Annotated in this window: 6 protein-coding genes, 1 tRNA gene and 1 pseudogene; 4 read left to right on the plus strand and 4 right to left on the minus strand. The window is 61.7% G+C overall.

Going from position 1 to position 5,113, the window contains the following annotated elements:
- The 4 genes and pseudogenes from WBF74_RS03865 to WBF74_RS03880 all read right to left on the minus strand — a co-directional run.
- Positions 1-239: pseudogene (locus WBF74_RS03865) on the minus strand (MFS transporter); the annotation flags it as partial.
- The gene (locus tag WBF74_RS03870; RefSeq protein WP_424435444.1) at positions 236-1,669 is read right to left on the minus strand and encodes an MFS transporter; all 1,434 of its coding nucleotides are present in this window, start codon (positions 1,667-1,669) and stop codon (positions 236-238) included. The gene WBF74_RS03870 and the pseudogene WBF74_RS03865, both read right to left, overlap by 4 nt.
- Positions 1,670-1,747: 78 nt before the next feature.
- Complete coding sequence (locus WBF74_RS03875; protein WP_424435447.1) at positions 1,748-2,245, minus strand: YchJ family protein; 498 nt, start codon at positions 2,243-2,245, stop codon at positions 1,748-1,750.
- Positions 2,246-2,317: 72 nt separating this feature from the next.
- Positions 2,318-2,392: transfer RNA gene (locus WBF74_RS03880), tRNA-Gly, on the minus strand.
- Positions 2,393-2,547: 155 nt separating this feature from the next.
- Here WBF74_RS03880 and WBF74_RS03885 point away from each other — a divergent pair.
- The 4 genes from WBF74_RS03885 to WBF74_RS03900 all read left to right on the plus strand — a co-directional run bounded on the left by WBF74_RS03885 (position 2,548) and on the right by WBF74_RS03900 (position 5,080).
- Complete coding sequence (locus WBF74_RS03885; RefSeq protein WP_424435450.1) at positions 2,548-3,096, plus strand: prolyl-tRNA synthetase associated domain-containing protein; 549 nt, start codon at positions 2,548-2,550, stop codon at positions 3,094-3,096.
- Positions 3,097-3,236: 140 nt separating this feature from the next.
- Complete coding sequence (gene trxA / locus WBF74_RS03890) at positions 3,237-4,151, plus strand: thioredoxin (protein ID WP_424435453.1); 915 nt, start codon at positions 3,237-3,239, stop codon at positions 4,149-4,151.
- 14 nt (positions 4,152-4,165) lie between these two features.
- A complete protein-coding gene (locus WBF74_RS03895) occupies positions 4,166-4,849 on the plus strand; it encodes an LON peptidase substrate-binding domain-containing protein (protein ID WP_424435456.1) in 684 nt (227 codons plus the stop codon).
- A 12-nt stretch (positions 4,850-4,861) separates the two neighbouring features.
- The gene (locus WBF74_RS03900; RefSeq protein WP_424435459.1) at positions 4,862-5,080 is read left to right on the plus strand and encodes a Trm112 family protein; all 219 of its coding nucleotides are present in this window, start codon (positions 4,862-4,864) and stop codon (positions 5,078-5,080) included.
- The last annotated feature ends 33 nt before the right edge of the window (positions 5,081-5,113 follow it).

Below are 5,113 nucleotides of genomic sequence, written 5' to 3' on the forward strand. Positions count from 1 at the left end.
GGGCTGAACAGCGCGATGGTGATGCCCGCCACCGCCTGCACATAGCCCCAATAGGCCTGCCCTTCGATCGGGTTAGAGGCAAGCACCTGCGTGAAGAAAGGCGGGAATAGGAAAATGGTGATGAGCGAGAAATAGGTCTGGTTCGCCCATTCATAAAGAACCCAGGCCCCTTGCGCCCAGTTCGATGCAGGCTCCCCCCCTTGCGGCGCGACCACGCCCGCTTCCGCCGCCATATTCAATCGACCGCCTCCGCCCGTTCTTCGCGCACAAAGAGCATACCTACTAGTCCGATCCCGAGCAGCAGGAGAACGGATGCAAAGCCCGCGCGCTGGCTCTGGAAGAAATGTGTCGCAACCCCCACGAGCAGCGGCCCGAGAAAGGCCGTCGCCGTGCCCGACAGCGCATAGATGCCGAAGAACTCCGACATCTTCGTCACCGGCGCGATGCGCGCCAGCATGGTGCGGCTGTTCGCATAGGCCGCCGTGATGCAGATCGCGACAATCAGCACCACGATCAGATAGAGAAGTTCGGGCAGCGTGGCGAAGAAAGGCAGATCCCAGATCGGCTGCGCCGAGGCCGCGTCATAGGGAAAGAAGAAGATTTCCGTCGGTGTCATCGAGATCGCAAGGATGAGGCCGATCGATGTGCCGCCAATCGAAACAAGGATCGCGCGCTTCGAGCCGAACCTGTCATCAAGCCAGCCGCCAAAGAAGCCGCCGCCCACCGCAAACACCGAAAGCACGATGCCATAGATGGTGAGCGTGAGCGGCCCCCAGCCGAACACACCCGCCGCATAAACACCGCCAAAGACAAGTACCGCCGTCTTGCCGTCATTGTAGAACATGCGCGCAACGAGATAGATCGCGATGTTGCGGTAGTGCCGAAGCCTTTTCACCGTTCCGACAACGGAGCTTATGCCGCGCGCCACCGCATCACCGATCGGCACACGCGCGCCCTGCACGTCGGGCGTCCAGAGAAGAAGCGGCAGCGAAAAGACGAGCAGCCACACAGCGACAAGCGGCCCTGAAATGCGGCTGTTCTCGAACGCGCTCGCATCAATGCCGAAAAGCGGTGCCGATGGCACAAAGCCCCAATCGACATTGCCGGGCAGCATGAAGGCCCAGAGTATGAAGCAGAGAATGATGAGCCCGCCCGCATTCCCGAGCGCCAGGCCAAGGCCGGAGAGAAAACCGATCCGCTCATGCGGCGCTACAGCCGGCAGCATCGAATTGTGGAACACGGCGGAAAATTCAAACGCGACGGCGATCAGCACAATCAGCAGCGCGATCGAAAGCACCGAAAGCCCGCCCCCCGGCATCGCCCACCACAGCGCATACATGGCAGGCACCATCAGCGCGATGAAGAAAACGATCCAGGGCTTGCGCCGCCCGCCCGTGTCGGCAATGGCGCCGAGCACGGGGCCGAGACAGGCAATCACGAAACCGGCAATGCCGTTGATATTGCCCCAGATCGCCTGCCCGCGAACGGGATCACCCACCACTGTGCTCGTGAAATAGGGCGAGAAGACATAGATGGTGATGAGCAGCACATAAGGGTTCCGCGCCCACTCAAAAAGCGCCCAGCCCCACTGGCCTCTTGTATCCGCCGCAACGCCGCCAGACGCCGAACGCAAATCCGAACCCGACTGCCGCTGATCTTCTGTCGCCACGCCTCATCCCCTCCCATGAAATCGGCCGGGGCGAAGTGGAGCATGAAAGGAGCAGTCAGGAAAGCATGCCCCGAAAAATCACGCCGCTGCGCCGCAGCACTTTTTGTATTTCTTGCCGGAGCCGCAGGAGCAGGGGTCGTTGCGTCCCACTTTTTCCACGCGGCGCGGACGCACACCCATAATGCCGTCCACATACCACCAGCGGCCATCCTGAAAGCGGAAGGTGGAGGTTTCGTGATGCACGCGATCCACGCCGCCCTGACGGTAATGCGCAACGAATTCGACGATGCCCTCGCTCTCGCCGGGGCCGCCGCCTTCCGTGTGGCGGATTTCAAGCCCCGTCCACTCGCTCGCCGCCGCCCATTCAGATGCCCCTGCCGCGTCAAAATCATCGCGCGTACCGGGAAGCAGCGTTTCTTCGAGATAATCGATTCGCCCTGCCGCGAAAGCCGAATAGCGCGAGCGCATCAGCGCCTCGGGCGTGGCCGGCAGCACCGCGCCATTCAGCGCAGGCTCGCAGCATTTGGAAAATTCGAGGCCAGAGCGGCACGGGCAGGCAGCAGAGCCGGAAATCATCGCGACACCTCGAAAATCAGACCTGAAGAGCAAGCCCCAAAGAAAAAGCCGCCCTCAGGCGGCTTCATATATTGGAGCGGGCGATGAGATTCGAACTCACGACCCCAACCTTGGCAAGGTTGTGCTCTACCCCTGAGCTACGCCCGCATCCGGGTCAGCCGAAGGTCCCGATGGGCGCCACCCGGCTGTGAGGGCGGTTTTATGGCCCATAGATTGCGGCTTTGCAAGGGGGGAGTTTCACATACTGAAACGATCTTGCACGGCGGCTTGCGACAAGCCCTCCGGCATGCCAATCAGAACGCATGACGAGCCGAAAACTGACGACAAAAGCCGAGTTTCTCGCCTGGATGGACGCAAGGGCCATTCCCCATGCAACGCGCGAGCACCCCGCCCTTCACACGGTCGAGGAGGCAGAAGCCCACCGCGCCACATGGAGCGAAGCGGAACGCGACGGCGCTTTCTGCAAGAACCTCTTTCTGAAAGATCGCAAGGGCAGGCTTTTCCTCATCGTCACGGAGGAAAGGCGCAACCTGAAGCTGAACCAGCTCTCAAAGCCCCTCGGCTGCGCCCGGCTTTCCTTTGGCAGCGCCGAGCTTCTCTGGGAGGTGCTGGGCGTGCGCCCCGGCTCTGTCACGCCCTTTGCGCTCGTCAACGATCATGAGCATCAGGTGACGCTGGTGCTTGATGCGCCCATGCTGGAGCATGCAAGGCTCCACTACCACCCGCTCGAAAATACCGCGACCACCGCGCTCTCGCGGGATGATTTCATGCGCTTCCTGCGCGAAACCGGGCATGAACCCGTGATCCTTGATCTCATCGTTGCAGTCGAAGCCCGCGCGGACGCTTCGTAAGAGCGGCCTTGCCGGCGCCCGCCAGCTTTCTTGCGCCCCTGCCCCCTGCCCGCTAAACCATTGTTTCGCAAGCGAGCCACTCCATCTATTGGAGAGAAAAGCCCGCATTCAAAACTGGCAGACGGCAGGACGGACGGCAGATGGAACCGATCATCGGACAAGGCACAGCAGGCTCCGGCAGCATGGATGGCCTGATTATCGACACGACCACACAGAACTTTGCCCGCGACGTGCTCGAAGTCTCGCGCCAGGTGCCCGTCATCGTCGATTTCTGGGCGCCTTGGTGCGGCCCCTGCAAGCAGTTGACGCCGATCCTCGAAAATGCGGTCAAGGCCGCGCGCGGCGCTGTCAGGCTCGTGAAGATGAATATCGACGAGGAGCCGGAAGTCGCCCAGCAGCTTCGCGTGCAGTCGATCCCCGCCGTCTTTGCCTTCAAGAACGGCCGCCCGGTCGATGGCTTCATGGGCGCCCTGCCTGAAAGCCAGATCAAGGCTTTTATCGCGCGCCTCGTGGGCGATCTCGGCCCTTCGCCCGCCGAAGAACTTGTCGCGATGGGCCGCGAAGCCTTTGAGGCGGGCGATCTGTCGCGCGCTGCCCAGGCCTTTGCGCAGGCCGCGCAGGAAGAGCCGGGCAACCCCGCCGCCGTGGCGGGCCTTGCCCGTTGCTACATCAAGGCGGGCGATTTTGACCGTGCGAAACAGACGCTCGCGCTGGTGCGGCCCGACGCGCGGAATGACCCGGAATTCACCGCCGCAGAAGCCGCCCTCTCGCTTGCCGAAAAGGCCGCCGATCTTGGCGACATCGGCGAATTGCAGGCCCGCATCGAGGCGAACCCGAAAGATCATCAGGCGCGCTTCGACCTCGCCCTTGCGCTTAATGCACGCGGCGACAGGGAAGGTGCCGTGGAACAGCTTCTCATCAGCATCGAATATGACCGCAACTGGAACGAGGAAGCCGCCCGCAAGCAGCTTGTCGAATTCTTCGATGCTTATGGCCCGAAGGATGAAGTGACACTGAGCGGACGCCGCCGCCTTTCCTCCATCCTGTTCAGCTAGGACCAATCAGACATATGGCGTTCACGGAGCAATATCGCAGCATTCAGGATTTGCCGGGTGTCATTCCCGTCTTTCCGCTTGCCGGTGCGCTCCTGCTGCCGCGCGGTCAGCTTCCGCTCAATATTTTCGAGCCGCGCTATCTGAAAATGATCGACGACGCGCTGCGGGGCGAGCGCATCATCGGCATGATACAGCCCGATGGCGAGGACGCCATTGTCGCCTCGCAGATTGCCGGCGAGACTCCGCCTCTCTGCGCCGTCGGCTGCGCAGGCCGTATCACCTCTTTCGCGGAAACGGGGGACGGGCGGCTTGTCATCACTCTGACGGGCATTGCCCGCTTCCGGCTCAAAAACGAACTCACCACGCTGACGCCATATCGCCAGTTCGAAGTGTCATGGGATGAGTTCGCAAGCGATCTCAAGCCGGGCGAAGGCGAAGAAGAGGTGAGCCGCGACCGCCTGCTTGAAATCCTCAGGGAGTATCTCGACACGCATGGCTTCCAGATGGACTGGCGCGCAATCCGCATGTCGTCCAACGAAACGCTGGTGAACTCGCTCTGCGCCATCAGCCCCTATGGGCCGCGCGAAAAACAGGCGCTGCTCGAGGCAAAGACACTCGAAGACCGCAACCAGATGCTGATCGCGCTCACCGAACGCGCGCTTCAGGATCTTTCTCCCACCGACACAAATGTTCAGTAGAACGGAAACAATATGAGCGACACCGACACGCAGGAAGGCGCAGCCGCACAGAGGATGGAAGTCGATCCGAAGCTGCTGGAGATTTTGGTCTGCCCCGTCACCAAGACCACCCTGCGCTATGATCGCGAGCGGCAGGAACTGATTTCCGACAAGGCCCGCCTCGCCTTCCCGATCCGCGACGGTATTCCGATCATGCTGACCGACGAGGCCCGCTCGCTTGATGATGAGTGACGGGGCCGCGTGACAATGAACACCGCCTCTCCC

The sequence above is a fragment of the Parvibaculum sp. genome (assembly GCF_049672805.1).
In the GTDB taxonomy this organism is placed as follows: Bacteria; Pseudomonadota; Alphaproteobacteria; order Parvibaculales; family Parvibaculaceae; genus Parvibaculum.

Excerpts from the sequence above, each read along its gene's own strand:
- WBF74_RS03875 (WP_424435447.1), bottom strand. The coding sequence starts at position 2,245 with ATGATTTCCGGCTCTGCTGCCTGCCCGTGCCGCTCTGGCCTCGAATTT.
- WBF74_RS03885 (WP_424435450.1), top strand. The coding sequence starts at position 2,548 with ATGACGAGCCGAAAACTGACGACAAAAGCCGAGTTTCTCGCCTGGATG.
- trxA (WP_424435453.1), top strand. The coding sequence starts at position 3,237 with ATGGAACCGATCATCGGACAAGGCACAGCAGGCTCCGGCAGCATGGAT.
- WBF74_RS03895 (WP_424435456.1), top strand. The coding sequence starts at position 4,166 with ATGGCGTTCACGGAGCAATATCGCAGCATTCAGGATTTGCCGGGTGTC.
- WBF74_RS03900 (WP_424435459.1), top strand. The coding sequence starts at position 4,862 with ATGAGCGACACCGACACGCAGGAAGGCGCAGCCGCACAGAGGATGGAA.